Annotated in this window: 27 protein-coding genes, 1 tRNA gene and 1 riboswitch; of the genes, 19 read left to right on the forward strand and 9 right to left on the reverse strand. The window is 71.1% G+C overall.

Annotated elements, in window-relative coordinates:
- Nucleotides 1-12 precede the first annotated feature (12 nt).
- Nucleotides 13-765 carry an MBL fold metallo-hydrolase gene (locus ABZ851_RS04720; protein WP_361122152.1) on the forward strand — a complete coding sequence of 251 codons (753 nt, stop codon included), beginning with the start codon at nt 13-15 and terminating at the stop codon, nt 763-765.
- Nucleotides 766-871: 106 nt separating this feature from the next.
- Here ABZ851_RS04720 and ABZ851_RS04725 read toward each other — a convergent pair whose 3' ends face one another.
- Together ABZ851_RS04725 and ABZ851_RS04730 are read right to left on the reverse strand one after the other, a co-directional pair.
- Nucleotides 872-2146: a PTS transporter subunit EIIC gene (locus tag ABZ851_RS04725; protein WP_361122155.1), complete on the reverse strand. Its 1275-nt coding sequence runs from the start codon at nt 2144-2146 to the stop codon at nt 872-874.
- A 215-nt stretch (nt 2147-2361) separates the two neighbouring features.
- Entirely contained in the window at nt 2362-3675 is a 1314-nt protein-coding gene (locus tag ABZ851_RS04730) for a PTS transporter subunit EIIC (protein ID WP_361122158.1), read from the reverse strand.
- Nucleotides 3676-3890: 215 nt separating this feature from the next.
- Here ABZ851_RS04730 and ABZ851_RS04735 point away from each other — a divergent pair, with 215 nt between their 5' ends.
- The 5 genes from ABZ851_RS04735 to rdgB all read left to right on the forward strand — a co-directional run bounded on the left by ABZ851_RS04735 (nt 3891) and on the right by rdgB (nt 6431).
- Nucleotides 3891-4130 carry a PTS glucose/sucrose transporter subunit IIB gene (locus tag ABZ851_RS04735; protein WP_208683897.1) on the forward strand — a complete coding sequence of 80 codons (240 nt, stop codon included), beginning with the start codon at nt 3891-3893 and terminating at the stop codon, nt 4128-4130.
- A gap of 97 nt (nt 4131-4227) precedes the next feature.
- Nucleotides 4228-4959: a ribonuclease PH gene (gene rph / locus ABZ851_RS04740; protein ID WP_088797845.1), complete on the forward strand. Its 732-nt coding sequence runs from the start codon at nt 4228-4230 to the stop codon at nt 4957-4959.
- A 187-nt stretch (nt 4960-5146) separates the two neighbouring features.
- A complete protein-coding gene (locus ABZ851_RS04745) occupies nt 5147-5290 on the forward strand; it encodes an SCO1431 family membrane protein (RefSeq protein WP_336053730.1) in 144 nt (47 codons plus the stop codon).
- An 88-nt stretch (nt 5291-5378) separates the two neighbouring features.
- A complete protein-coding gene (locus tag ABZ851_RS04750; protein WP_336053728.1) occupies nt 5379-5786 on the forward strand; it encodes a hypothetical protein in 408 nt (135 codons plus the stop codon).
- A 9-nt stretch (nt 5787-5795) separates the two neighbouring features.
- Nucleotides 5796-6431, forward strand: a complete 636-nt coding sequence (gene rdgB / locus ABZ851_RS04755) for an RdgB/HAM1 family non-canonical purine NTP pyrophosphatase (RefSeq protein ID WP_361122164.1) — start codon at nt 5796-5798, stop codon at nt 6429-6431.
- A gap of 55 nt (nt 6432-6486) precedes the next feature.
- On the opposite strand, the gene ABZ851_RS04760 is transcribed toward rdgB, so the two are convergent.
- The 3 genes from ABZ851_RS04760 to ABZ851_RS04770 all read right to left on the reverse strand — a co-directional run bounded on the left by ABZ851_RS04760 (nt 6487) and on the right by ABZ851_RS04770 (nt 9777).
- Nucleotides 6487-6562: transfer RNA gene (locus tag ABZ851_RS04760), tRNA-Leu, on the reverse strand.
- A 48-nt stretch (nt 6563-6610) separates the two neighbouring features.
- Complete coding sequence (locus tag ABZ851_RS04765; protein ID WP_361122167.1) at nt 6611-7441, reverse strand: HNH endonuclease signature motif containing protein; 831 nt, start codon at nt 7439-7441, stop codon at nt 6611-6613.
- Nucleotides 7442-8238: 797 nt separating this feature from the next.
- The gene (locus ABZ851_RS04770; protein WP_361122170.1) at nt 8239-9777 is read right to left on the reverse strand and encodes an MFS transporter; all 1539 of its coding nucleotides are present in this window, start codon (nt 9775-9777) and stop codon (nt 8239-8241) included.
- 341 nt (nt 9778-10118) lie between these two features.
- On the opposite strand from ABZ851_RS04770, the gene ABZ851_RS04775 reads away from it, so the two are divergent.
- Entirely contained in the window at nt 10119-10622 is a 504-nt protein-coding gene (locus ABZ851_RS04775) for a hypothetical protein (protein WP_361122173.1), read from the forward strand.
- Entirely contained in the window at nt 10622-11929 is a 1308-nt protein-coding gene (locus ABZ851_RS04780; protein WP_336053718.1) for a HAMP domain-containing sensor histidine kinase, read from the forward strand. The genes ABZ851_RS04775 and ABZ851_RS04780 overlap by 1 nt, the downstream gene beginning before the upstream one ends.
- A 138-nt stretch (nt 11930-12067) precedes the next feature.
- Here the strand turns inward: ABZ851_RS04780 and bcp are convergent, their stop codons facing one another.
- Nucleotides 12068-12535, reverse strand: a complete 468-nt coding sequence (gene bcp / locus ABZ851_RS04785; protein ID WP_361122177.1) for a thioredoxin-dependent thiol peroxidase — start codon at nt 12533-12535, stop codon at nt 12068-12070.
- Between the two features lie 260 nt (nt 12536-12795).
- Between bcp and ABZ851_RS04790 the strand changes: the two genes are divergently transcribed.
- The 3 genes from ABZ851_RS04790 to ABZ851_RS04800 all read left to right on the forward strand — a co-directional run bounded on the left by ABZ851_RS04790 (nt 12796) and on the right by ABZ851_RS04800 (nt 14034).
- The gene (locus ABZ851_RS04790) at nt 12796-13113 is read left to right on the forward strand and encodes a DUF3618 domain-containing protein (protein WP_088797836.1); all 318 of its coding nucleotides are present in this window, start codon (nt 12796-12798) and stop codon (nt 13111-13113) included.
- 111 nt (nt 13114-13224) lie between these two features.
- On the forward strand, nt 13225-13527 hold the full coding sequence (locus ABZ851_RS04795; protein WP_048828920.1) for a co-chaperone GroES: 303 nt from the start codon (nt 13225-13227) through the stop codon (nt 13525-13527).
- 80 nt (nt 13528-13607) lie between these two features.
- A riboswitch (guanidine-III (ykkC-III) riboswitch) is annotated at nt 13608-13680 on the forward strand.
- 33 nt (nt 13681-13713) lie between these two features.
- Entirely contained in the window at nt 13714-14034 is a 321-nt protein-coding gene (locus ABZ851_RS04800; protein WP_361122180.1) for a multidrug efflux SMR transporter, read from the forward strand.
- Nucleotides 14035-14180: 146 nt separating this feature from the next.
- On the opposite strand, the gene ABZ851_RS04805 is transcribed toward ABZ851_RS04800, so the two are convergent.
- On the reverse strand, nt 14181-16391 hold the full coding sequence (locus tag ABZ851_RS04805; RefSeq protein WP_361122183.1) for a transglycosylase domain-containing protein: 2211 nt from the start codon (nt 16389-16391) through the stop codon (nt 14181-14183).
- Nucleotides 16392-16679: 288 nt separating this feature from the next.
- On the opposite strand from ABZ851_RS04805, the gene ABZ851_RS04810 reads away from it, so the two are divergent.
- The 4 genes from ABZ851_RS04810 (at nt 16680) to ABZ851_RS04825 (ending at nt 20143) form a co-directional block, all read left to right on the forward strand.
- Nucleotides 16680-17477, forward strand: coding sequence for an ABC-2 family transporter protein (locus tag ABZ851_RS04810; protein WP_361123710.1), 798 nt, complete (start codon nt 16680-16682; stop codon nt 17475-17477).
- Between the two features lie 67 nt (nt 17478-17544).
- Entirely contained in the window at nt 17545-18309 is a 765-nt protein-coding gene (locus ABZ851_RS04815) for an ABC transporter permease (RefSeq protein ID WP_361123713.1), read from the forward strand.
- 64 nt (nt 18310-18373) lie between these two features.
- On the forward strand, nt 18374-19432 hold the full coding sequence (locus ABZ851_RS04820) for an ATP-binding cassette domain-containing protein (protein ID WP_361122186.1): 1059 nt from the start codon (nt 18374-18376) through the stop codon (nt 19430-19432).
- 9 nt (nt 19433-19441) lie between these two features.
- Nucleotides 19442-20143 carry a DUF1707 domain-containing protein gene (locus ABZ851_RS04825; RefSeq protein WP_361122189.1) on the forward strand — a complete coding sequence of 234 codons (702 nt, stop codon included), beginning with the start codon at nt 19442-19444 and terminating at the stop codon, nt 20141-20143.
- A gap of 25 nt (nt 20144-20168) precedes the next feature.
- Here the strand turns inward: ABZ851_RS04825 and ABZ851_RS04830 are convergent, their stop codons facing one another.
- Nucleotides 20169-21479, reverse strand: a complete 1311-nt coding sequence (locus ABZ851_RS04830) for an SGNH/GDSL hydrolase family protein (RefSeq protein WP_361122192.1) — start codon at nt 21477-21479, stop codon at nt 20169-20171.
- 282 nt (nt 21480-21761) lie between these two features.
- On the opposite strand from ABZ851_RS04830, the gene ABZ851_RS04835 reads away from it, so the two are divergent.
- The 4 genes from ABZ851_RS04835 (at nt 21762) to ABZ851_RS04850 (ending at nt 25838) form a co-directional block, all read left to right on the forward strand.
- Nucleotides 21762-23114 carry a DUF445 domain-containing protein gene (locus ABZ851_RS04835; protein WP_361122195.1) on the forward strand — a complete coding sequence of 451 codons (1353 nt, stop codon included), beginning with the start codon at nt 21762-21764 and terminating at the stop codon, nt 23112-23114.
- Nucleotides 23115-23182: 68 nt separating this feature from the next.
- Entirely contained in the window at nt 23183-23971 is a 789-nt protein-coding gene (locus ABZ851_RS04840; protein WP_361122198.1) for a class E sortase, read from the forward strand.
- Nucleotides 23972-24003: 32 nt separating this feature from the next.
- On the forward strand, nt 24004-24237 hold the full coding sequence (locus ABZ851_RS04845) for a DUF3311 domain-containing protein (protein ID WP_088797829.1): 234 nt from the start codon (nt 24004-24006) through the stop codon (nt 24235-24237).
- Nucleotides 24234-25838, forward strand: coding sequence for a sodium:solute symporter family protein (locus ABZ851_RS04850; RefSeq protein ID WP_361122201.1), 1605 nt, complete (start codon nt 24234-24236; stop codon nt 25836-25838). The genes ABZ851_RS04845 and ABZ851_RS04850 overlap by 4 nt, the downstream gene beginning before the upstream one ends.
- Here the strand turns inward: ABZ851_RS04850 and ABZ851_RS04855 are convergent.
- Entirely contained in the window at nt 25822-26778 is a 957-nt protein-coding gene (locus ABZ851_RS04855; RefSeq protein ID WP_361122204.1) for an SCO0930 family lipoprotein, read from the reverse strand. The two genes, ABZ851_RS04850 and ABZ851_RS04855, sit on opposite strands and share 17 nt — an antisense overlap.
- Between the last annotated feature and the right edge of the window lie 122 nt (nt 26779-26900).

Here is a 26900-nt window from a genome sequence, read left to right on the forward strand (position 1 = left end):
TTCACGCCCGCTATGAAGCTCACCGTCGTCGGATGCTCGGGGTCGTTCCCTTCCGTGGAATCGGCCTGCTCGAGCTACCTCCTGGAGGCCGACGGCTTCAGGCTGCTCCTCGACATGGGCAACGGCGCCCTGGGCGAACTGCAGCGCCACATCGGCCTCTATGACCTGGATGCCGTACTCCTGTCGCATCTGCATGCCGATCACTGCATCGACCTGTGCGGCTACTTCGTGGTGCGCTACTACCGCCCGGACGGCGGACGTTGCGCGCCGATGCCGGTCTACGGGCCGGCCGGCACCGAGCGCCGGCTGACCGTCGCGCACGCCGACCTGCCGTACGACGGCGCCATGAGCGAGGTCTTCGGCTTCCGCACCCTGACGCCGGGCACCTTCACCATCGGGCCGTTCACGATCCGCACGGAGCGGGTCAGCCACCCGGTGGAGTCCTTCGCCTTCCGCATCGAACACGGCGGCCGGTCGCTGACGTACTCCGGGGACACCGGCCCCTGCGACGCGCTGGAGAGCCTTGCCGAGGGCGCCGGCTTCTTCCTGTGCGAGGCATCCTTCACCTACGGCAAGGAAGACATCCCGGATCTGCACCTCAACGGCCGGGAAGCCGGCGAGATCGCCCAGCGGGCCGGCGCGGGCCGGCTGGTGCTGACCCACATCCCGCCGTGGACCGACCCGGCCCTGAGCATCCGCGATGCCCAGAAGGCCTATGACGGACCGGTCGAGGTGGCCAAGGCGGGCGCGGTCTACGAGATCTGAGCCGGACGCGGGGTGCGTCCCCCGGGCACGGCGAAGGCCCCCGGAATCCCTGCGGTTCCGGGGGCCTTCGCCGTGTGTCCGACCGCCGTCGGGCGGTGGCGGCGGTTCAGGCCTTGTACTGGGCCTTGTCCTCCGCGGCGATCTCCTCTTCGGGCTCGCGCCCCGGGGTCGGGAGGTTGAACTTGACGATCGCGAACCGGAACACGGTGTAGTACAGCGCCGCGAAGACCAGGCCCGTGAGGGCGAGCAGCCACGGCTTGGTGGCGATGCCGAGGTTCAGTCCGAAGTCGATCGCGCCGGCCGAGAAGCCGAAGCCGTCCTTCATCCCCAGCGCCCAGGTCAGCGCCATCGAGACACCGGTCAGCACCGCGTGGATGGCGTACAGCACCGGGGCGATGAACATGAAGGTGAACTCGATCGGCTCGGTGACACCGGTGATGAAGGCGGTCAGCGCGATGGAGAACATCATGCCGCCGACGACCTTGCGGCGCTCGGGCCGTGCGCAGTGCACCATCGCCAGGCACGCGGCCGGGAGGGCGAACATCATGATCGGGAAGAAGCCGGTCATGAACTGTCCGGCCGTGGGGTCGTGGGCCAGGAAGCGGGCGATGTCGCCGTGCTTGCCCTGGTAGTCACCGGCCTGGAACCACGGGAAGGAGTTCAGCAGGTGGTGCATGCCGACCGGGATCAGCGCGCGGTTGACGACACCGAATATTCCGGCGCCCACCGCGCCCGAGCCGACGAGCCAGGCGCCGAAGCTGTGCAGCCCGGTCCCGAGAACGGGCCAGATGTAGCCGAAGACGATGCCGATGACGAGGCCGGCGAAGGCGGAGAGGATCGGCACCAGACGGCGCCCGCCGAAGAAGCCGAGCCAGTCGGGCAGCTTCTTGCGGCTGTAGCGCTGGTAGAGCAGGGCGACCACGATGCCCATCACGACGCCGCCCAGCACGCCCGCGTCCACCGGCGGGGCGACGTTGGCCACCTTGCCGTCGACGACGTCCTGGATCTTGGGCAGGTTGGTGTCCTTGAAGGTGCCCAGCACCTGCTTGAACACCAGGTAGCCGACGACCGCGGCCAGACCGGTGGAGCCGTCGGACTTCTTGGCGAAGCCGATCGCGATGCCCACCGCGAAGAGCAGCGGCATGTTGTCGAGCAGCGCGCCGCCACCGGCCGCCATGAACTCGGCGATCTTGTTCAGGAAGGCGGGGAGAGCATCCCGGCCGAGCATGTCCGGCTGGCCGAGCCGCACCATCAGCGCGGCGGCGGGCAGCGTGGCGATCGGCAGCATGAGACTGCGGCCGATGCGCTGGGCCACTGCCATGGCGCCGGCACCGCGGCCCTTCTTCTCGGGGGCCGCCTTGGTGGCGGTGGCCGAACTCATCGGATTCCTCCTGGTGAGGCGGGCACTCAAAAGGGGGGACGGCCCGCGTTTGGTCTACACCTTGGTCTACACCACTAGTGATTTAGACCATTCTTAGCACGTAGACCTGACATAAAGGAATCCATTCTTCCAAGTGGTGTGGACCACATGGCCACCGGCCCCCGGCAACGGAAAAGGCAGGCGCATTCCGCGCCTGCCCGCTCCGCCCCGTCCCCCTACTTCACGTTCTCCCGCTCCATCGCGTCCCCCACCTCATCCGGTTCCCGGCCGGGCGTCATCAGACGGAATTTCGTGATCACGAAACGGAAGAGGGTGTAGTAGACCACCGCGAAGCACAGTCCGATGGGAATGATCAGCCAGGGCTTGGTCGCCAGCCCCCAGTTGATGACGTAGTCGATCAGGCCCGCCGAGAAGCTGAAGCTGTCGTGCACCCCCAGCGCCCAGCTCACCGCCATCGACACACCCGTCAGCACGGCATGGATCGCGTACAGCGCCGGCGCCACGAAGAGGAAGGAGTACTCGATCGGCTCGGTCACACCCGTCACGAACGACGTCAGGCCGACCGACAGCATCATGCCCGCGATCTCCTTGCGGCGATGCGGCCTGGCACAGTGCGCGATCGCCAGCGCCGCGGCCGGCAGCGCGAACATCATGATCGGGAAGAACCCGGTGGTGAACTGCCCCGCCGTCGGATCGCCCGCCAGGAACCGGTTGATGTCACCGTGGACGACCGTCCCGTCCGGCTTGGTGAAACTGCCGAACTGGAACCAGACGAACGTGTTCAGGAACTGGTGCAGGCCGATCACCAGCAGCGCGCGGTTGGCGACACCGAAGATCCCCGCACCCCACGCCCCCAGCCCCGTCAGCCATTGGCTGAAGCTCGTCAGCGCATCACCGATCGGCTGCCAGACGAACAGGCACAGCACCGCGAACACCAGGCCCACGAAGGCCATGATGATCGGGACCAGCCGGCGGCCGTTGAAGAACCCCAGCCAGTCCACCAGCTTGACCCGGTGAAAGCGCTGCCACAGCCAGGCGGACAGGAACCCCATGACGATGCCGCCGAACACCCCCGGATTCTGGAAGGACGCCTGCGTCACCGTCAGCTTCCGGTCCACGCACACCCCGCTCCACAGGCCCGCCTGGGTGTACGTCTGGCCCGCGGCGCAGCCCGCCGGAAACGCGTGCATGACCGAGAAGTAGACGAGGAATCCGGCCACCGCGGCCAGCGCCGTCGAACCGTCCGCCTTCTTGGCCATGCCGATCGCCACACCGATGCAGAACAGCAGCGGCAGCCCGAGCCCCGAATCCAGCAGCGCACCGCCCGCGGCCGCGAACACCTTGCCGACGGCGTCCCAGCCCAGCCCGTCCGCGCCGAACACATCGGGCTGGCCGAGACGGTTGAGAATTCCCGCAGCGGGCAGGACGGCAATCGGCAGCTGCAGACTGCGCCCCATCTTCTGCAGACCCTGGAAGAGATTCTGCGCCCGGTGCTTCCCCGGTGCCGCCGCCGCTGCGTCCGAACTCATCCGTGTCCTCCCGGCAGTCGGCCCGTCGGCAACCGGCCTCGTGCTTGCCGCATACTGGTGGTGTAGACCACTCGTGGTGCGGACCGTTCCGGTGCGCACTCCGGTGATCGCCATCCTTCGCGAGACCGTGGACAAACGCCCATATTGTTGGGCTGAACGTGCGTTACGGTGTGAAAACCGCACGGCGGAACCGCCGGCGGCCGAGACAAGCAGGAGTGGACATGGCCAGCAAGGCTGAGAAGATCGTCGCCGGGCTCGGCGGACTCGACAACATCGAGGAGGTCGAGGGCTGCATCACCCGCCTCCGCACCGAGGTCGTCGACTCCTCCCTCGTCGACGAGGCCGCCCTCAAGGCCGCCGGCGCCCACGGCGTCGTCAAGATGGGCACCGCGATCCAGGTCGTCATCGGCACCGACGCCGACCCCATCGCCGCCGAGATCGAAGACATGATGTGAGCTGACGAGCCGGCCGCCAGGCCGCTCCCGAAGGCCCCGCCCCGGACGTCCACCGCCCCGGAGTGGGGCCCTCGCCATTCCCGATAGGGTCTACGCCATGTCTCGCATCGACGGCCGCACGCCCGAACAGCTCCGCCCGGTCACCATCGAACGCGGCTGGAGCAAGCACGCCGAAGGCTCCGTCCTCATCTCCTTCGGCGACACCAAAGTCTTCTGCACCGCCTCCGTCACCGAGGGCGTACCGCGCTGGCGCAAGGGCACCGGCGAAGGCTGGGTCACCGCCGAGTACTCGATGCTGCCCCGCTCCACCAACACCCGCGGCGACCGCGAATCCGTCCGCGGCAAGATCGGCGGCCGCACCCACGAAATCAGCCGCCTCATCGGCCGCTCGCTGCGCGCCGTCATCGACTACAAGGCCCTCGGCGAGAACACCATCGTCCTGGACTGCGACGTCCTCCAGGCCGACGGCGGCACCCGCACCGCCGCCATCACCGGCGCCTATGTCGCCCTCGCCGACGCCGTCACCTGGGCCCAGGGCAAGAAGCTCATCAAGCACGGCCGCAAGCCGCTGACCGGCACCGTCTCCGCCGTCAGCGTCGGCATCGTCGGCGGCACCCCCCTCCTCGACCTCTGCTACGAGGAGGACGTCCGCGCCGACACCGACATGAACGTCGTCTGCACCGGCGACGGCCGCTTCGTCGAGGTCCAGGGCACCGCCGAGGCCGAGCCCTTCGCCCGCGAGGAACTCAACTCCCTCCTCGACCTCGCCGTCGCCGGCTGCGCCGAACTCGACGAGGCCCAGCGGGCGGCGCTGGCCCGCACGCTCTGAGGGGGCGGCCCGCCGGCTGAGCGGGCCTGTCGGCTGTGCCGGCCCGCCGGCTGAGCGGGTCCGCCGCGCGAACCACCGCGCCACAGGGGGAGGCCCCGCACCCTCCCCCTGTGCGCCCCCTGTGAGGCTTTTCTCATGGGACGTCCCTCTCTGGAAAAGGTCCCCGCGGCCGTCGCATGGTGGAGCCATGCCCACAACTGCCGCGACCGCGCCCCGCGTCCGCGCCCGCACCGGCGGGCCCCAGGACGACTCCCGGCTCCTGGAGCACCTCCTCGGCTGGACCCTCGTCGTCGTCCTCGCCATGCTGCTCACCCAGACCGGCCTCGTCTGACCCCCGGCGCCGGTGTACGGGCAACCAAACGGCCCCGCCCCGCGTTTCTTCCTTTGCCCGAGCATGACCCGAGGGAAGGAACCGCACCATGGCCCCGCGCACCCGCCGGCACCGTCGCCCCGCCGCCACCGCAGCCGCCGCGTTAGCCGTCGCGAGCCTCGCGATACCGCTGCTCACCTCCTGCGGCGCGGTACAGAAGGCCATGGACTGCGCCAAGACCGCCACCTCCGTCGTCAACGCCGTCGACAAGCTCCAGCAGGCCGCGGACAACTCCCTCACCGACCCCCAGAAGGCCGAGCAGGCCCTCGACAACATCGACGCCAACCTGCGGAAGCTGAGCAAGGAAGCCAACGACCCCGAGCTGTCCAAGGCCGTCGACAAGACGAACGACGGCATCAAGGCCGCCCGCAAGGACCTCGACAACAACAAGGCCCCGGACATACAGCCGATCGTCGACGGGGCCCATGACATGACGCGCATCTGCACACCGGGATAATCACTGCCCATGCAGCCTCACACCGGTGGACACTCCGCAGCCCCCCGTCGCCTCATCCTCGCCACCCGCAACGCCGGCAAGGTCACCGAACTCCGGGCCATCCTGGAGGCCGCCGACCTCGATGTGGACCTTGTCGGCGCCGACGCCTATCCCGAGATCCCCGACGTCAAGGAAACCGGCGTCACCTTCGCCGAGAACGCCCTCCTCAAGGCCCATGCCCTTGCCCAGGCCACCGGCCACCCCGCCGTCGCCGACGACTCCGGCCTGTGCGTCGACGTCCTCGGCGGTGCCCCCGGCATCTTCTCCGCGCGCTGGTCGGGCACCCACGGCGACGATCAGGCCAACCTCACCCTGCTCCTCGCCCAGCTGTCCGACATTGCCGACGAACACCGCGCCGCCCACTTCTTCTGCGCCGCGGCCCTCGCCCTCCCCGACGGCACCGAGCGCGTCGTCGAGGGCAAGCTCGAAGGCACCCTCCGCCACACCCCTTCCGGCACCGGCGGCTTCGGCTACGACCCCATCCTCCAGCCCCTCGGCCACACCCGTACCTGCGCCGAACTGCCCCCCGCCGAAAAGAACGCGATCAGCCACCGCGGCCAGGCGTTCCGGGCGCTGACACCGGTGGTGCGGGAGTTGCTGGGCTGAGCCTGAACAGCACAACGGCCTCCTTGCCGAAAGGCAGGGAGGCCGTGCACGCAGGTGGGCCCGGTGGGACTCGAACCCACGACACACCGGACCTAAACCGGCGCCCTCTTGGCCAGCTGGGGTACGGGCCCGCAGTCGTCCACCTTACTGTGCTCGACCGGCCGGCGGCGCGGGGATGGTCATGTGCGGCGACGGCGGGAGAAGGTCCTCGTTTGACTGTGACAGGACGGGCACAGGTAACGCAGGTTCTCCAAGCGGTTGTCCAGCCGGTCGCCGCTGATGTGATCGATCTCCAGGACGAGCCGTCTGCCCTGCCAGATGTCGCCGATGCCGCACGCGCCGCAGGTGTGGGGCACATCTTTCGCGTCGAGGGCACGGCGCAGCAGCACGGTCTTCTCCCGTCGGGCACCGGGTTCCAGGTACCGCAGGATGTCGTCCGCGGACCTGCGGGCCGGTGAGGGCCGGCCGCGCCCGTGGCCCTGACCAGTGAAGTGCGCGGTCGAGAGGCCATACTCCGTGATGCCGTGTCCGATGCTGTGCCGGGATGCGGTACGGCCGGTGCTGCGGAGGCGCCGAAGCACCTCGGCGAGGCTGTGGGAGGCGGCTACGGCATTGGCCAGTTCACCGCGCGGGAGCAGTAAGGACCCGTTCCTGCGGCACGTGAAGTGCGAAGTGTCGATGCCGAATTGGTCCAGTTTCTTGCGGAGATGGCTGTACGCGCTGCCGTACGGTGGAACGTCCAGATAGGCCAGCATTTCCCGGATGCTGTGGGAGTGTGCGGCGGCTTCGCTCAGCAGGGGCCGGGTGTAGGCGCGACGCGCACGGCGGGGGAGCGGCTCCTCGACGAAGTGCGTCGTGTCGATGCCGTAGTGCCTCAGCCGATCGCGTAGATATCTGTACGAGCTGCTGCCCAACGGTGCGCCGAGCCGGCGCAGCATGTCGACCAGGCTGGTGGAGCCGTCGGCCGTGCGGGTCAGCAGGTCCCGGGTGTAAGTGACGCGTGCGACCATGGGCGGCACCTCACCTCCGCCGTTTGCGGCCGCGGTACGTATCGGTCACCGCATGGCAGTTGGGGCACAGTAAGCGGAGGTTGCCCGGGCGGTTGTCCCACCAGTCCCCGTTGAGATGGTCCACCTCCAGGCACAGTGGCCCGCCGTTCCATTCCGGGCCCGTGTGGCACATCGCACACTGCTCCGGAACTCCTCGCCGCAGGAGTTCCCTGCGCAGGCGCTGCCCGCTGATGCGGCCGTCTTCCGGAGAGCCCAGAGCGAGATGGCGGCGGATTCCGACGTTGCGGCCCCGCCGCGGCGGGGGCGGTGAAGTGACCGGTGTCCAGGCCCAGTTCCGCGATCCGGCGCCCGATGTGGGCCTGGTTCCCGCCGACCGGGCTGATGCCGAGGCGCCGCACGACTTCGGCGACGCTGCGCGAGCAGGCCACCAGTTCGCGGAGTCTGGCCTCGGTGTGGCGCACACCCGCGAGTGCGAAATGGGTGGTGTCCACGCCCGCTTCGCGCATCCGGGCGCGCAGGTACTGCCTTCTGCCGGGTGTCGGCGTCCTGCCGAACCACCGCACGGCGTCCTCGTAGGACGACGAGGCGCGTGCGGCTTCCGCCAGCTGTTCCCGTGTGTAGACGACCGGCATGATTCCCCCTCGTTCCGTGCGCCGGGCCCACCCCGCGCACCCCCTCGAACACACCAACGATCGAACGCGCAGCCGGTTACGGCCGTAGTGACAAGTGCGGCGAGAAAAGGCCGCGGGCCTCGGGGAGGGGGGTCCCGAGGCCCGCGGAGGGGGTGTGGTGTGGGGTCAGAAGCGTGGTTCCGGGGTCTGGGCCTCGATGAGTTCGACGGCTTCCTTCTTGGTGGCGACGGAGGGCGGGGAGCCGTCGAGGGGCTGCTGGGCGGTCTCCTTCATGCAGGCCACGGCGATGACGCCGACGAGGGCGGCGCCCATCGTGTAGTAGGCGGGGACCATCACGTTGCCGTGGAAGGCGCCCATCAGGGCGGTGATCACCAGGGGGGTGGTGCCGCCGAAGAGGGAGACGGCCAGGTTGTAGCCGATGGAGAGGGAGCCGTAGCGGACGTGGGTGGGGAAGAGGGCGGGGAGGGCGGCGGACATGGTGCCCAGCAGGCAGACCAGGCAGATGCCGAGCAGGGCCATGCCGCCGATGACCGCGCCCAGGCTGCCCTGGTTGACCAGGAGGAAGGCCGGGATGGCGGTGATGAAGAAGCCGAGCATGCCGGTCATCAGGAGGGGCTTGCGGCCGTAGCGGTCGTTCAGTTTGCCGACGGTGCTGATGACGCACATCAGGGCGACCATGGCGCCGAGAAGGATCAGCAGGCCGTGGGACTCCTCGTAGTGGAGGGTGTCCGTCAGGTAGGTCGGCATGTACGACAGCAGCATGTAGTCGGTGATGTTGTACGCGCCGACCAGGGCGACGCACAGGATGAGGGTGGGCCACTGCTGGGCGAAGATCTCGCCGATCTTCTTCTTGGGGGCGTTCTCGGACAGGTGCGAGGACTCGGCCTCGGCCTCGACGACGGCGCCGGTGGCGCCCTGGGCGTGGGCGGCCTCGAACTTCTGGAAGGCGGGGGTCTCGTCGAGCCTGACCCGGAGGTAGAGGCCCACCAGGCCGAGGGGGCCGGCGATCAGGAAGGGCAGGCGCCAGCCCCAGCTGTTCATCGCGGCGTCGCCGACGGTGGTGTTGAGCAGCAGCACGATGCCGGCCGCGCCGGTGTACCCGATCAGGGTGCCCATCTCCAGGAAGCTGCCGTAGAAACCGCGCTTCTTGTCGGGGGCGTACTCGGCGATGAAGGTGGAGGCGCCGCCGTACTCACCACCGGTGGAGAAGCCCTGGATGAGGCGGAAGAGGATGAGCAGGACCGGGGACCAGAAGCCGATGGTGGCGTAGGACGGGATCAGGCCGATGCAGAAGGTGCCCAGTGCCATCATGATCATGGTGAGGGCGAGGACCTTCTTGCGGCCGATACGGTCGCCGAGCGGGCCGAAGTAGGCGCCGCCCAGGGGGCGTACGAGGAACGCCACCGCGAAGGTCGCGAACGACGACAGCAGCTTGGTGGTGTCGCTGCCGCCGGGGAAGAAGACGTTGCCGATGATGACCGCGAGGTAGCTGTAGATCCCGAAGTCGAACCATTCCATGGCGTTGCCGAGCGCGGCGGCCTTCACGGCCCGCTTGACCACGCGCTCGTCGGTGACGGTGATGTCGGTGCGCCGCAGTTTGGGGTTCTTGCGCCGGGCGACGGCACGGAAGAGCACCCGGTGGCGCTTTCGCGCGTCCCGGTCCTGGTCGGGCGCGGGGTCGGCTTCGGTGCTGCCGGTCGGCACGAGGCGGTCCTCTCGGTCGGTCAGCGCGCGGTGCGCGGCGGGGATACGACAGGTGCGCCTGCGCAGCGGAGCGCCCCTCCAAACCACTCTGGAGCGACGAAGCGAGATTCGTCACGTGTGGCCGGTCCGTCCGGTGCGCGGGGCGGCTTCCGGCAGGGGTGGGCCGGGGTCCGCGCCAGGGGTGCGACAGGGCTTGTTACAGGACTGGTACACAGCCGAGTGGTCACCGCAGCGTCCGGGCAATCAGCCTGTGTCCGGGGGGCGGCAGAGTGGGCCGCCGGGTGCGGCATTCTTGGGTGCCGAATGGGGGTACGGGGTGTGGTCCCCGGGAGGAGAACGTGATGACCGACCGCGAGAGGTCTCGCCGGCTTCGGGCGCGTACCGCGCTGGCGGCCTGTGCCGCGGTGACGGTGCTGGTGGCCGGCGGGGTGTGGTTCGGCCGGGCGTCGGACCGTGCGACGGCGGTGGACGCCGCGCCGAAGACGGCGGCGGTGCAGGACGTGAAGGAGGACGGCAAGCCGCCCTCCGGCCTGCCGGGGGTGCGGGACTGCGGTTTCGGCACGCCGGTGTCCAAGCCGCATGTCATCACGCTGGCCTGCCGGGACGCGGGGACGGTGGCGACGGGGATCTCGTGGAAGTACTACGGTGCCCGTGAGGCGTTCGGCGCTGGTGTGGTGCAGGTGGAGAAGACCACGGGGGGCGGTGCGGATGCCGGTTTCCCGGCGACCTTCCGGCTGTTCGCCCCGAAGGCGGTCGACGGGGGGCTGGTGTTCACCGGTCTCGAGGTGCGGTACGAGGGCTCGACGCCGCTCGGTGACACGACGGAGATGTACAACCTCGCGTGATGGGCATTCGAGGCCGGATCGCCCTGGCCATTTCGGGAATGACGGCGCTGGCCGTGGTGGTGCTCGGTTTCGCGGTGCACCACATAGCGGACGCCGAGCGGGAGCGGGCGGCGCGGGCGTATCAGGACGACCGGCTGAGTTCGGCGCTGCAGATCTACGAGCGGGACGGCACGCGGGCGCTGGGGGCGCAGGTGGACGATGCGACCCTGCCGTCGCCGTTGCGGGACGCGGTGTTCAAGAACCGGTCGGGGACGTACATCAGCGGCGGTGAGGATCCCCGGGTGTGGGCGGCGACCGGGGTCGGGGGCTCCGGCGAGGGTGCTCCGACGCGGACGCTCTCGGTGTCCGCTTCCTACCCGCACGACGATCCGTCGCAACTGGCGCTGGACCGTGCGCTGTTGATCGCGGGGTGCGGCACGGTCGTGCTGATGGCGGTGGTGTCGTGGTTCGTCGCGCAGCGGCTGTCGCGGCGGCTGCGGCTGAGCGCCGCGGCGGCGCGGCGGATCGCGGCGGGGGAGGCGCCGGACGCGGAGGCGCTGGCGAGCAACGGCCGTGACGAGGTGGCCGAGTTGGGCCGGAGCGTGCATCACATGGCGATGTCGCTGGCGGCTCAGGCGCAGGCGGAGCGCGAGTTCACCGCGGATGTGGCGCATGAGCTGCGGACGCCGGTGGCCGGTCTGGTCGCGGCCGCCGAGCTGTTGCCGCAGCCGCGGGCGGTGGAGCTGGTGCGGGACCGGGCGCAGGCGATGCGGCGGCTGGTGGAGGACCTGCTGGAGGTCTCGCGGCTGGATGCGGGGGTGGAGCGGGCGGATCTGGACGCCTGTGAGCTGCCGTCGCTGGTGCGCGGGATCGTGCGGCGGGCGGCGCGCCAGCGCGGGGTGGACGAGGTGTCGGTGTCCGTGGAGGGGGAGCCGCGGATCGTGGAGACGGACCGGCGGCGGGTGGAGCGGGTGCTGGTGAACCTGCTGGCGAACGCGGCCAAGCACGGCGAGCCGCCGATCGAGGTGGTGGTGGCGGGGTCGCGGATCGTGGTGCGCGATCACGGTCCGGGCTATCCGGCGGAGCTGTGTGCGGAGGGGCCGCGGCGGTTCCGTACGGCGGCGCCGGAGCGGGGGACCGGGCACGGTCTGGGGCTGACGATCGCGGCCGGGCAGGCGGAGGTGCTGGGGGCGCGGCTGGACTTCGGCGCCGCCGCGGACGGCGGCGCCGAAGCCGTGCTCGAACTGCCGGACCATACGGCCACGGCGTCGGGAACCCGTGGTGCACTCGCGGGAACCGACAACGGCTCCTGCCCCGGGTCACCCTGACGCGGGTGCCGTGCCGGGGCCGTGCCGGAACTGCCGGACCATCCGGAGCCGGCGTCGGGAACCGGTGTTTCACCTGCCGGAACCGGCAACGGCTCCTGCCCCGGGTCACCCCGACGCGGGGTGCCGCCCTCGCCTCGGCTACAGCCCCAGGTCCTTGATGATCTTGGCGACATGGCCGGTGGCCTTGACGTTGTAGAGGGCGCGCTCGACCGTGCCCTCCTCGTCGAGGATGACGGTGGAGCGGATGACGCCGGTGACGGTCTTGCCGTAGAGCTTCTTCTCGCCGAAGGCGCCGTAGGCCTCCAGGACCGTCTTGTCGGGGTCGCCGAGGAGGGTGACCTTGAGCTCTTCCTTCTCGCGGAACGCGGCCAGCTTCTCGGGCTTGTCGGGGGAGATGCCGATGACGTCGTAGCCGTGGCCGGCGAGGAAGCCGAGGTTGTCGGTGAAGTCGCAGGCCTGCTTGGTGCAGCCGGGGGTCAGGGCGGCCGGGTAGAAGTAGACGATGACCTTGCGGCCCCGGTGGTCGGCGAGCGAGACCTGCTTGCCGTCCGCGTCGGGCAGGGTGAAGGCGGGGGCGGTGTCGCCCGGCTGCAGTCGCTCGCTCATGACTCTCCTTGGTGTGGGTCCGCAGGGGCCCCGAAGCGTGGGTCCGTACGCCCCCGACATTAGCCAGCCGGGGCGCGGAGGGTCGCCCGGGGCGTCCCGGGGCACCTCAGGGGGGCGAAACGGGGGTGCTGTGGGGCGCAGGGGGGTGTGAGCTGACAGACTGTCCATCACGAATCGGCAGTCAGCTGTAGGGCCGGTTCCGTACGGGGCCTCGTGCCCGGCCCCCGTACGCATCGGCGCGAGACGACGGAGGCAGCGCGGTGGCGGAAGCCAGGACCCCGGCGCAGATCGAGGCGGACATCGTCCGCAGGCGGCAGGAGCTCGCCGTCACGCTCGACGAGATCGGTGTGCGGCTGCACCCGAAGACGATCATGGACGATGCCAAGGCGAGGGCGGCGGCCGCCGTGGACCGTACGGCGGGGCGGGCGTATGTGGCCGCCAATCGTGCGGTCTCGGACGTGCGGGCCCAACTGGTGTCGGAGGACGGGGCGCCGCGACTGGAGCGGATCGTTCCGGTGGCGATGGTCGGCGTGGCCCTGGTCGGTCTGCTGACGCTGCGCGCCCGGCGCCGCCGCTGAGCGCTTGTCCCCCGGGGCGGCCGCGGTGCGTGCCGGGTGCCGCCGGGCAGGTACGGTCATGCCGTGAGCCCGAATAACACCAAGGACACCCACGACAAGCTGCCGATCCGGATGCTGCACGACCGTGTGCTGGTCCGGACGGACATCCCCGAGGGCGAGCGCCGCTCGTCGGGGGGCATCGTTATTCCCGCGACCGCTGCGGTCGGCCGCCGCCTGGCCTGGGCCGAGGTGGTGGCGGTCGGGCAGAACGTGCGGACCGTCGAGGTGGGGGACCGGGTGCTGTACGACCCGGAGGACCGGGCCGAGGTCGAGGTGCGCGGGGTGGCGTATGTGCTGATGCGCGAGCGCGATCTGCATGCGGTGGCCGCGGAGCGGCTGGAGGGCGCGGAGGACGCGACCGGGCTGTACCTGTAGCCAGGTCGGCGGCCCGTCACCACGCAGGGGCCGCAGTCCCCTCCGCTCCTCACGGGCGGTGACCGGGGTCACCGCCCGTTCCGCTGCCCTTTGCTAGCCTCGGGACGCACCCGACGAGACGCGCCGTACCGGGTCATGACAAGACGACGCACCCCTGGTGAAGCTCTTGTCGCGGAGGTGCCCGTCATGGCCTGGATCCTGCTCATGATCGCCGGACTGCTGGAGGTCGGCTGGTCGGTCGGGATGAAGTTCACGGACGGCTTCACCCGGCTGTGGCCCAGTGTGTTCACCGGCGCGGGCATCGTCACCAGCATGGTCCTGCTCTCGTACGCGGCCCGGAGCCTGCCGATCGGTACCGCCTACGGCGTGTGGGTCGGCATCGGTGCGGCCGGTGCGGCGGTGGTCGGCATGACGACGCTCGGCGAACCGGTCACGGCGGCCCGGATCTTCTTCATCTGCCTGCTGCTGGTGGCGGTGGTCGGGCTCAAGGCGACCTCGGGGCATTGAGGGGGGCGTACGCCTCCGCTCGGGGCGCCGCCCCTGTCCGCTGCGGCCCCTGCCCGTTGCCGCCCCTGTCCGCTGCGGCCCCTGCCCGTTGCCGCCCCTGCCCCGCTGTGGCTGCTGGCCGCCCCTGCCGCCACCCGCTGCCGCCGTTACCCGCCCTCGCCCCACCGCCACCGCCACCGCAGCCGCTGCTCCAGGTCGTCGCTCTGGGGCTCGTACGTCGGGGTGTCGTGAGTGGGCTGCGCGGTCGGCGTGGGTTCGGCCGGCGCGGTGGGGGTGGGCGGGGCGCCGGTCGGCCGGGTGGGGGCGCCGGTGGGCGGGGTGGGAAGGGTGGATCCGGTCGGATCCTCGGACGGCGAGTCCGAGACGTCGGGGGAGGCCGAGTCGCTGCCGTACGGCGAGGGCGACTGCGGCTGTGCGCCCTCCTCCAGTTGCAGGTCGAAATCGCGGACCGGGCGCCCGTTCAGCGCGGCAGCGGTGTAGTCGGCCCAGATCTGGGCGGGGTAGTCGCCGCCGTTGACCCGCGCCAGCCCTCCGGCGCCGTAGAGGGGTTCCTGGGCGGCGCTCTCCGGGTTCTGGCCGAGCACCGCGACGACGGTGGCGAGATCGGGGGTGTAGCCGGCGAACCACGCCGCTTTGTCGTCCTCCGCGGTGCCCGTCTTGCCCGCGGCGGGCCGTCCGGCGCCCTGGGCCGCGGTGCCGGTGCCGCCGTCGACGACGCTGCGCAGGATCGATGTGGTGGTGTCGGCCGCGGTGCGCGGGATGGCGGTGATCTCCTCGCGCTCGGGCAGCTCGATCTCCTCCTGCTCACTCTTGGTGATCTTGTCGACCAGGGTGTACGGCCGGTGGCTGCCGTGGTGGGCGAGGGTGGCGTAGACCTGGGTCATGTCCAGGACGCTGGGGGTGGCGGTGCCCAGCGAGATCGCGCCCTGGGACGAGGCGAGGCTGGGGGTGCCGGCGGGGATGCCCAGGTCGACGGCGGTGGCCTTGACCTTGGCGGGGCCGACGTCGATGCCCATCTGCGCGTAGACGGCGTTGACGGACTTGTCGGTGGCCTCGCTGACGGTGATCGGGCCGTAGGAGCGGTCGTCCTCGTTGGCGGGGGCGAAGCCGGTGCGGGTGCCGTGACTGACCGTCATCCGCTTGTTGGTGCCGTCGTAGACGGTGTTGGGGGTGATCCGCTCGCCGTCCTGGGTGGTGGAGTTGTTCTGTACGGCGGAGGCGAAGACGATCGGCTTGAAGGTGGAGCCGACCTGGTAGTCGCTGCGGGTGGCGCCGTTGACGAACTGCTTGGCGTAGTCGATGCCGCCGTAGAGGGCGACGACCCGGCCGCTCGCGGGGTCGATGGAGGCGCCGCCGGCCCGGACGTAGCGGTCGACCTTCCGGGAGTCGTCGAGGCGGTCCATCACCCGGGTGTTGACCGCCTTGACGAAGGCGTTCTGGCGTTTCCTGCTGATGGTGGTGGTGATGCGGTAGCCGCCGGTCCGCAGGGTGTCCTCGTCGAGGATCTTGTTGTCGGTGAGGTAGTTCTTGACCGCTTCGACGAGGTAGCCGCGCTGGCCGGACAGCCCCGCGGAGGGCTTGGCGGGCCTGGGCAGGGGGAACTCCAGCGCGGCCCGGTCGGCCCGGGTGAGCCACTTCTGCTTGACCATGCCGTCCAGGACGTAGTTCCAGCGCGCCAGCACCCGGGCGCGGTTGCCGGGGTGGGCGGTGATGTCGTAGGCGCTGGGGGCGTTGAGGAGGGTGGCGAGGTAGGCGCCCTGAGCGGTGGTCAGCTGCTCCGCGTTGCGGCCGTAGTAGGACTGGGCGGCGGCCTGGATGCCGTAGGCGTTGCGGCCGTAGTAGCTGGAGTTGAGGTAGCCCTCCAGGATCCTGTCCTTGCTCACCTCGCGGTCCAGCTTGATGGCGATGAAGAATTCCTTGGCCTTGCGGGTGAGGGTCTGTTCCTGGCCGAGGTAGTAGTTCTTCACGTACTGCTGGGTGATGGTGGAGCCGGACTGCTTGCCCTTGCCGGTGACGGTGTTCCAGGCGGCGCGGAGCATCGCGGCGGGGTCGACCGCGGACTCGGAGTAGAAATCGCGGTCCTCGGCGGCGAGTACGGCCTGCTGGACGGACTTCGGGACCTGGCCGAGGGTGACGTTCTGCCGGTTGATCTCGCCGTCGCGGGCCAGCTCGGAGCCGTCGGAGTAGAGGTAGACGGTGCTCTGGGCCTTCGCCGCGCTGTTGGCCGGCGGGATCCCGACGAGCAGATAGCCGGCGACCAGCCCGCCGATGATGAGCAGCAGGAACAGCAGCACGGTGCCCAGCACCGCGCGCCAGGTGGGAAGGACACGGCGCCAGCCTGTGCGTTGTCCGCTCATGTAGGTATGGACTCCTCGGCCGCCGCCGAAGGTTGTACCGCGGCGGTCGTGTCGTGTCGGGGGATGCGCGCGGGATGCCGCCGGAGCAACTGCCGCCCGTGGGGAAACTCTCGCATCATGTGCCCCGGCCCGGCGGGGCGGCACGCACCGGAGTCCGCCAGCTGACCGGCCGAACGGCGCCCACGGCTCACCCGAAGCGGTGATAATGCGATGGCGGGTTGCCGTGCACGGCCTCTAGGCTCCGGTGTTTTGGCCGTCCGACGACTACGGGGCTGGGGGAAGAGCGTCGTGTGGTACGTCGCGGTGGCAGCCGGCAGCTTCCGGCGGTACGCCACCTACCGCATCGCCACCGTGGCGGGCGTCTTCACCAATACCGTCTTCGGCTTCATCGTCGCCTTCACCTACCTCGCGCTGTGGCACGAGCGGCCGCATCTGGGCGGCTACGACCAGGCACAGGCGCTGGCCTTCGTCTGGACCGGGCAGGCGCTGCTGGCCTGTACGGGCCTGATGGGCGGCGGCGGTCTGGAGGAGCTGCAGGAGCGGATCCGCACCGGCGACATCGCCGTGGACCTCTACCGGCCCGCGGATCTGCAGCTGTGGTGGCTCGCCGCGGATCTGGGGCGGGCCGGACTGCAGCTGATCGGCCGCGGGGTGGCGCCGATGGCGGTGGGCGCCCTCGCCTTTCCGCTCGCGCTGCCCGGCGATGCGCTGACCTGGGGCTGTTTCCTGCTGTCGGTGCTGCTCGGGGTGCTGGTCAGTTTTACGCTGCGCTACCTCGTCGCACTGGCCTCCTTCTGGCTCCTCGACGGCACGGGGCTGGCCCTGATCAGCTCTCTGGCCTGCATGTTCTTCTCGGGGATGGTGCTGCCGCTGCGGGTCTTCCCCGGCGCCCTGGGCGAGGTGGCCCAGCTGCTGCCCTGGGCGGCGGTCCTGCAGGTGCCGGCCGATGTGCTGGTGGGCGCGCGCGGCGGCGGTGCGCTGCTGCGGGGGCTGCTGTTCCAGGCCGGGTGGGCGGTGGCGCTGCTGGCGCTGGGACGGCTGGTGCAGTCGGCGGCGACCCGCAAGGTGGTGGTGCACGGTGGCTAGGAGGGAGGCGGGCGACGGCGGGGGCCGGGTTGCGCAGGGGTTCCTGGCGTACCGGCTGATCGTGCGGATGTGGATGCGCTCCGCCCTGGCCTACCGGGCGTCGTTCCTGATGATGGCGTTCGGCAACTTCGCGGCCAACGCCCTGGACTTCGTCGCGATCATGCTGATGTTCTCGCAGATCGACGCGCTCGGCGGATTCTCGCTGCCCGAAGTGGCCTTCCTGTACGGGACATCCGGGGTGTCGCTGGGCCTGGCGGACCTGCTGCTGGGCAGCATCGAAGGGCTGGGCCGGCGGGTGCGGGACGGCACCCTCGACGTCCTGCTGCTGCGCCCCGCGCCGGTCTTCGCGCAGGTCGCGGCGGACCGTTTCGCGCTGCGCAGGCTGGGCCGGATCACCCAGGCGCTGCTGGTGCTCGGCTGGTCGCTGCCGCATCTCCCGGTGGAGTGGACGGTGGGCCGGGTGCTGATGGTGCCGCTGATGGCGGTGTGCGGCACGGCCATCTTCGCGGCGGTCTTCACGGCGGGCGCCGCCTTCCAGTTCTGGGCGCAGGACGCGGCCGAGGTGCAGAACTCCTTCACCTACGGCGGCAACGCGATGCTGCAGTACCCGCCGACGGTGTTCGCCAGGGAGCTGGTGCGCGGGGTCACCTTCCTCGTCCCGCTGGCCTTCGTGAACTGGCTGCCCGCGCTGCGGCTGCTGGGCCGGCCCGATCCGCTGGGGCTGCCGGGCTGGGTGGACTTCCTGGGGCCCGTGGTGGCGGCGCTGATGTGTACGGGGGCCGGGCTGGCGTGGCGGCTGGGGCTCCGGGCGTACCGGAGCACGGGCAGTTGACGGGGCATCACGTGCGGGACGGGCCGGGCGGGGACGGGAACGGGTCGAGGGAAGAGGAGGACGCGTGGTGAGCGAAACCGCCGGGGCGGCGCCGCTGATCGAGGTGGAGGGCCTGGAGAAGGTCTTCTCGGTGCGGCGCAAGGCGGGCCGGCTGCGGCGGGTGCGGCAGGAGGTCCGGGCCGTGGACGGCATCTCCTTCGGGGTGCCGCGCGGGGAGCTGGTCGGCTTCATCGGCCCGAACGGGGCCGGGAAGTCCACCACGATCAAGATGCTGACGGGCATTCTGGTGCCCAGTGGCGGCCGGCTGCGGATCGCGGGCATCGACCCGTCCCCGGGGTCCGGTCTCCGCGCGGGCCACGACCGCGGGCGGACCCGGCTCGCCCGCCGGATCGGGGTGGTCTTCGGGCAGCGCACCACCCTGTGGTGGGACCTGCCGCTCAAGGACTCCTACGAGCTGGTGCGGCGGATGTACCGGGTCCCGGACGCCGTCTACCGCGCCAACCTGGCGCGCTGTGTCGAGCTGCTGGACCTGGGCCCGCTGCTGCCCGTACCGGTGCGGCAGCTGTCGCTGGGGCAGCGGATGCGCGGCGATCTCGCGGCGGCGCTGCTGCACGACCCCGAGGTGCTGTACCTCGACGAGCCGACCATCGGCCTCGACGTGGTCAGCAAGGCGAAGGTGCGCGGGTTCCTGCGCGAGGTGAACGCCGAGCGGGGCACCACGGTCCTGCTGACCACCCATGACCTCACCGACATCGAGCAGCTGTGCCGCCGGGTGATGGTCATCGACCACGGCCGGCTGGTCTACGACGGCGGCCTCGACGGGCTGCGGGCGTCCGGCGGTGGCGAGCGGACGCTGGTGGTGGACCTGGAGCGGCAACTGCCCCCGATCGAGGGCGTACCGGGCGCCCGTACGGTCAAGGTGGACGGGCCGCGGCAGTGGCTGGCGTTCCCGGCGTCGCAGAGCGCGGCCCCGCTGGTCGCCGCGGTCGCCGCGCGCTATCCGCTGGTGGACCTGTCGGTGCGCGAACCGGACATCGAGACCTTGATCGCCGAGCTGTACGCGAGCGGGGGAAAACGACCGGAAACCGGTCGGAGCGGGGGCAACAGGGGTCCGGCGCTCTAATGTGTCCGTATGACTGAAGACCTCCCGGCGCTGCGCGCCTCCGACGCCGACCGCGAACGGGTCGCCGAGATCCTGCGCGACGCCGTCGCCGAAGGGCGGCTGGCGATGGAGGAGTTCGACGAGCGGCTGGACGCGGCGTACCAGGCCCGCACCTACCGGGAGTTGGAAGTGCTCACCGCCGATCTGCCGGCGGGCGCGGCGGCCCCGGCCCCGCTCTCGCTGCGCAAGGAGAGCGCGGCCCCCGCGCCGTGGGCGGAGCGGATCGTGGACGGCACGCAGGGCTCGTCGGTCGGTCTGGCCCTCATGAGCGGGTTCCAGCGCAAGGGCCGGTGGACGATCGGGCGCCGCTTCACGGCGGCCTGCCTCATGGGCGGCGGCGAGATCGATCTGCGTGAGGCGGACTTCGCCGGCCCCGAGGTCGTCATCACCTGCTGGGCGGTCATGGGCGGGGTGAACATCCTGGTGCCGCCGGGCGTCGGGGTCGAGGTGCGCGGCGTGGGCATCATGGGCGGTTTCGACGCGCGCGAGGAGGGGGTGCCGGGCGAGCCCGGCGCGCCCCGCGTGATCGTCAAGGGCCTGGCGATGATGGGCGGCGTCGGCGTCGAGCGGAAGCTGCCGAGGGCCGAGAAGCAGCGGCTGAAGGAGGAGCGGCGCCGCCTCAAGGAGGAGCGGCGCCGCCTCGACGGCCACCCGCGCGAGGAGTTGGGCTGAGGCGGCGGCCCCTGCGCCGTTCGCGTTACAGCGCGGCGGGCGCGGCCAGCTTGAGGTGGGCGAGGTTCACCGCGTTCGCCATCGCCCTAAAACCCTCGTCGCTCGGGTGGAGATGGTCACCGGAGTCGTAGGAGGGCCGCAGCCGCACCGGCGCCGACGGATCGCGCAGCGCCTTGTCGAAGTCGACGACCTCGTCGTAGACGGTGCCGGAGCGGATGATGTGGTTGACCTGTTCGCGCACCGAATTCAGCAGGTTGGAGTAACCGCGGTGCCCCCCGAACGGGGTAAGGGTGCTGCCGGTGACGCGCAGACCGCGGGCGTGCGCCTGCCGGACGATCTCCCGCATCCCCGCCACGATCTTCTGCGGGTCGAGCTGGCGCGGCGTCTTGAACAGGTCGTTCAGCCCGATCTCGACGATCACCGCCTTCACCCCGGTCCGCGACAGCGCGTCGCGTTGCAGGCGGGACAGCACGCTGGGTCCGTTGTTCGGGGAGAACCTGGAGCCGTTGACCAGCAGGCGGTTGCCGCTGATGCCCTGGTTGAGGACGCCGTAGCGGGGTGCGCCGGGCTCGGTGCGCAGCCTGGCCGCGAGGAAGTCCGTCCAGCGGTGGTTGGCGCCGGCGGTGGAGGTGATGCCGTCGGTGATCGAGTCGCCGATCGCCACGACGGACCCGTGGGCCTGGGTGCTCCACACGTCCACACCGGTCAGATAGCGCCAGTACGGGCTCTGCTCGGTGTAGGCCGCGCCGGTGGCGTCCTCGGCCCGGTCACCGCGCGCCAGGTAGGAGGTCTGCCGGGCGTACGGGTGGTAGGTGGCGGGCCCCGAGGGGGACGGGGAGTACGTCGTGACCAGCAGGTCGGCGTCGCCGGGCACCTTCAGCCGGGTCGGGTCGCTGGTGACCGCGCCGCCCGCCGGGATGGTCACCGCGGGCTTGCCGTTGAAGGACAGCCGCCGCATGGTGCCGCTCGCGGCCGTGGGGTTGCTGGGGGCCGCGGCCAGCGCCAGGGTGGCATGGCTCACCACCAGCGGACGAGTGCCGTACAGGTTGGACAGCTGGATGCGCGCGCCCGCCCCGCCGACGCTGGTGTGCACGACGTTGCGTATCGACATTCCCGCGTAGCCATTGAGCGTGCCGGGCTCGGCCGCCGCCGCGGCCGCCGACCAGGTCCCGACCCACTGCCCGGAGACCGCCGGTGCGGCAGGGTCGCGGGGCTTGTGCGAGGAACCGTCCAGTCCGCCGCCGTCGCCGCCGAAGCCGACGAATATGGCGGTCGAGATCAGCACCACCACTGCCGCCAGACCGGCGAGCAGGGAGTAACCCACACTTTTCTTCATGCGGGAGAGGTCTCCTGGGTAAAGCGGAGCAGCACGCTCCGGGCGGGCAAGGGCAGCGGATGATCAGCGGCACCGTTGCGGTCCGATCGATCCATCATGATCCCACGGACCTCCGGGGTGCCGCCCGGCGCCCCGCTCGATGCCTCCCCGGCATGGACGCGGGGAACTCGTGGTGCGTTCCGGGAGTAGGTCACAGTGGGATATATGGCTGGACCGGCGGCCGGGTGCGCGGAGCGGGGCGGTCCGGAGGGATGGCGGGGCACGGTGGGAGCGGTGGAGCGGATGGAACGCACAAATGCCGAGGTGGCGCCGAGGGCGGAACGGGTGCCGGGGCCGGGAGCGGCGCCGGCGGGCCGGAGGGCACCGGGCGGCGGCTTCGCGTACGGCGCCGCCGACGAGGAGCGCCGGCGCGCCGTGCGCCGGATGAAGGCGACGGCCACCGGTCTGCTGCTGGTCGTCGCCTTGGTCTACGTCCTGGCGAAATGGGCCGGGGCGTCCGGTGCGGGCGGCTGGACCGGATTCGTCGCCGCGGCCGCGGAGGCCGGGATGGTCGGTGCGCTGGCCGACTGGTTCGCGGTCACCGCGCTGTTCAAGCGGCCGATGGGGCTGCCGATTCCGCACACCGCCATCATCCCTACCAAAAAGGACCAACTGGGTCAGAGTCTGGGTGATTTCGTCGGCGAGAACTTCCTCTCCGGCGAGGTCGTCCGCCGCCGGCTGCGCTCCGTCGGCGTCGGCCGCCGGGTCGGCGGCTGGCTCGCCGAGCCGCAGAACACCGACCGGGTCACCGCCGAGCTGTCCACCGCGCTGCGCGGCGCGCTGACCGTGCTGCGCGACTCCGATGTGCAGGCGGTGGTGGGCGAGGCGATCACCCGCCGCGCCGACGCGTACGAGATCGCGCCCGGGATCGGCGCGATGCTGGAGAAGATCGTCGCCGAGGGCGGCCACCGGCGGGTGGTGGACCTGGTCGTCGCCCGCCTCCACGACTGGCTGGTCGAGCACGGCGATTTCGTGATGAGCGCGGTCTCCGGCGGCGCACCCGGATGGACCCCGCGGTTCGTCGACCGCAAGGTGGGCGACCGGGTCTACAAGGAGCTGATGCGCTTCGTCACCGAGATGCGGGACATGCCCGAGCATCCGGCGCGCGGGGCGATCGACCGCTTCCTGCGGGACTTCGCGGCCGATCTGCAGGCCGACCCGGACACCCGGGCCAAGGTCGAGCGGCTGAAGTCCGAGGTGCTGAGGCGCGGCGAGGTGCAGGATCTGATCACCTCGGCCTGGGGCTCGGTGCGCACCATGATCGTCGCCGCGGCCGAGGACGAGCGCAGCGAACTGCGGCTGCGGGTGCGGGCGGCGCTGCTGTCCCTGGGCCGGCGGCTGGCCGGTGAGAAGCGGCTGCAGGACAAGGTGGACGGCTGGCTGGAGAACGCGGCCGTCTATGTGGTGACGACGTATCAGCGCGAGATCACCTCGCTGATCACCGACACCGTCGCCGGCTGGGACGCCGAGCACACCTCGAAGAAGATCGAGGCGCACATCGGCCGTGACCTGCAGTTCATCCGGATCAACGGCACCGTCGTCGGCGCACTGGCCGGCCTCGCCATCTACGCCGTCTCGCAGGCCTTCGGCGGCTGACCCCGGCGCGGGGGACAAGCCGTGCGCCGTCTCTGGTGACTTCGGCCCGCAGGGCTTACGGTGCCCGCGTGCGGGAGCGGATACCGGTAGTCGTACAGGGGCGGCGCACCCGTCGCTCCCGTACCGCGCGGGTGCTGTGGACGGGTGCGGAGCTGGCCGTGACGCTCGGCGCCGTCCTGCTGCTGCTCGTCGTCCACCAGCTGTGGTGGACGAACCGTCAGGCGCAGGACGCGGCGCACGATCAGGTGGACCGGCTGGAGCGGACGTGGGACGCCCGGCCGCCGTCACCGGCCGGGCCCGCGGCACCCGGTGCGGACGACGGGGCGGCGGCGCGGACCACGCGCGGCGGCCCGCCGTCCCGGACACCCGCCCGCCGCACCGCCGGACGGACCCCTCCTCCGCCGCGGAACGCCGCGTACGCCGTGCTGCGCATCCCGCGGATCGGCCTGACCGCCCCGGTCGCCCAGGGCGTCGGCAAGGCCGCGGTCCTCAACAAGGGCTACGTCGGCCACTATCCGCACAGCGCCGAGCCCGGTGAGGCCGGCAATGTCGCACTGGCCGGGCACCGCAACACCCACGGCGAGCCGTTCCGCCGTCTCGACCGGCTGCGCCCCGGCGACACCGTCCTCCTCGACACCGCCGGGGCCCGCTACACCTATGTCGTCCGGCGCACCCTGCCGCGGACCACCCCCGCCGACGGCACGGTCCTCGCCACCGTCCCGTACAGCGGCGTGCACCCCGCCTACCGCTTCACGGCCCCCGGCTCGTATCTGACCCTGACGACCTGTACGCCGCAGTACACCTCCACCTACCGGCTGGTGGTCTGGGGCGTGTTGCGGTCGACACAGTCCCGGTGAGGGCGGGCGTGGGTCGCCTAGGCTCTTCCCCCGTGCGAAACGAGACCACCGGAGGGCGATCCCCGGGTTCGAGACGGCGCCTGGCGCTGCTGTGGCTGCTGCTGCCGTATGTGCTGTTCCTGGCGGTGCTGCCGCTGGTGAACCGGGTGACACCGACGGTGCTCGGCCTGCCGTTCCTGTTCTTCTGGATGCTGGTGGCGACGCTGGCGACCCCGCTGTCGGTGGGGCTGGCGCGGCGCGGCGACCTCAAGCGGGGCCGGGGATGAACGCCACGGTGTCCACCGCGATATTCGGCGGCTTCATGGTGCTCACCGTCGCCCTCGGCCTGCTCGCGGTGCGCGGGCGGAGTTCAAGTAAGGGGCAGCCCGAAGGGCTTCCGGGGAAGGGCGGTGGCGGGCGACGGGAGGGCCTTGCCGAGTGGTCGGTGGGCGGCCGGAGCCTGGGGACCGTCTTCATCTGGGTGCTGATGGCGGGCGAGAGCTATACGAGCTTCAGCTACCTCGGCGCGGCCGGCTGGGGCTACAACTTCGGCGCCCCGGTGCTCTACGTCCTGGCCTATATGTCCTGCGGCTATGCGCTCGGGTACGTCGTCGGCCCGATGCTGTGGGCCTACGCCCGCCGCCACCGGCTGGTCGGGATCACCGACATGGTCGCGCACCGCTACCGGGCGCCCTGGCTCGGCGCCGCCGTTGCCGTTCTCGCCACCGTCTGCCTGCTGCCGTACATCCAGCTGCAGATCACCGGCATGGGCGTGGTCGTCTCGACCATCTCCTACGGTGCCATCAGCCTCAACTGGGCCTATTTCCTGGCCTTCGCCGTCACCACGGGCTTCGTCGTGATCAGTGGGCTGCGCGGCAGTGCCTGGGTGTCGGTGCTCAAGGACGTCCTCGTCATCGGCACCCTCGGCTTCCTCGCGGTGTATGTGCCGCTGCACTACTTCGGCGGCTACGGGCCCTTCCTGCACCGGATCGTCGCCGAGAAGCCGCAGTGGCTGACCTTTCCCGGCCATGCGTCGGGCGGGCTGGGTCCGGTCTGGTTCATCACCACCACCGTCGTCAACTCCCTCACGGTGGTGATCTTCCCGACGACCGTGGCGGGCTATCTGGGGGCCCGCAACGCCGAGGTGCTGCGCCGTAACGCGCTCTGTCTCCCCTTCTACAACGTCCTGTTGTTCGTGCCGATGCTGCTCGGGATGGCGGCGCTGTTCGTGGTGCCAGGGCTGGTGGGCGCGGACTCCAATCTCGCGCTGTTCAAGCTGGTGGTGGACTCCCTTCCGGCCTGGGCCGTGGGGCTGACCGGGGTGGCCGCCGCGCTCTCCTCCATCGTGCCGATGGCCGTGTTCATGCTGGTCATCGGCACGATGTGGGGGAGGAGCGTGCTGGGGGCGCGCGCGAATCCGGACGGCGGGGCCGGGGAGGCTTCCGGGGACGGCGGGCGGCAGAAGCGGTGGTCGCAGGTGGTCGTGGTGGTGGCCGGGGCGCTGGCGCTGCTGCTGACCTACACCGCCCCCGACACCCTCGTCCGGCTGTCCTTGATTTCGTACGAGGGCATGGCACAGCTCGTGCCGATGCTGCTGCTGGGGCTGGTGTGGCGGCGGCTGACGCTTCGCGCCGCGGTGAGCGGCCTGGTGGCGGGCTTCGCTCTGGTCTGTGTCCTGGTCTTCGGGGGACACGACCCGGTCGGGGGGATGAACGCGGGGATCGTCGCGCTCGCCGTGAACGTGGCGGTGGCGCTCGGGGTCACCTGGCTGGGGCCGCGCGATGCGGACGACAGGCCGGACGCCGAGGTCCTGGCGCTGGACGACGAGTTCCCCCGGGACGGTGCCCTGCCGCGGGACGGGGCGGCCGGCCCTACGGCGTCGTCGTGATCTTCTTGCCCTCCTTGGAGACCGCGAACCACAGGCCCATCTTGCCCTGGCCGTTGATGTCACCGGGCTGCTTGTCCCCGGTGAACCAGTAGACCGGCCAGCAGTCGACGGCCAGCTGGCGGGTGCCGTCGGGGCGGGTGACGGTGGAGATGAGCTTGGGGGCGATGCCGTTGAGCTTGGAGCGGTCGGCCGGCTTGGCGGGCTTCCAGGTGTCCAGGCAGGCGTCGTTGCAGCCGAACTTCATCGGCCAGGCGCTGTCCTTGTTGAAGCGGTAGAGGGTGCGGCCCATGCCGTCGACGAGGATCGAGCCGAGCTGCGGGTGGTCGAACACCGAGACATCGCCGGGCTTCTGCGCGCCGGCCTTCTTGCCGTCGGCGGCCAGCGCGTTCCAGGTGCCGCCCACGCCCTGGCCCTTGGTGTCGCCCGGCTTGGTGTCCTTGGCGTAGCGGTAGGCGGGCCAGCCGCCGATGGTGAGCTGCTTGGTGCCGTCGGCGCGGGTGACCGAGCCCAGCTTGCTCTTGTCGATGCCGGCCGGGGCGGTGGCGCCGTCGGCGGGGACCACCGGCCAGGTGGTGGCGCAGGAGCCCGAGCAGTTGGACTTGGACGGGTCCGCGGTGTCCTTGTCGAAGCGGTAGAGGGTCATGCCCTTGGCGTCGGTGACGACCGGGCCGAGCTCGGTGTCCTGGTGCAGGGCCAGCTTTCCGGCGCTGGGGGCGGCCTGCGGGGCCTTGCCGCCGGTGTCGCCGCCGGCCTGGCCGCCTGCGCCGCCCGCGCCGCCGGAGGACCCGTAGCCGTAGTCGTTGGTGCCCTGCCCGGCGGGCTGGACGTTGTCGGCGGTGGCGGTGCCGGCGCTCTGTTCGGTGCTGCTGCCGCAGGCGGCGGTCAGGGCCAGGGTGGCGACCGCCGCGGCCGCGAGACCCGCACGACGTCGAGTGCTCATGATGTCTCCTTGGTCGGTTGGTGAGTGTGTCGCTTGCCGAGGTGAGGGCTGGGACGGTGGCCCGGGCGCCGATGCGGCCCGGGGCCCCGGCGGGGTGCCGTCGCCGGGGGAATACGCGCTAC

This window comes from Streptomyces sp. NPDC047049, assembly GCF_040643995.1.
GTDB lineage: Bacteria > Actinomycetota > Actinomycetes > Streptomycetales > Streptomycetaceae > Streptomyces > Streptomyces mooreae.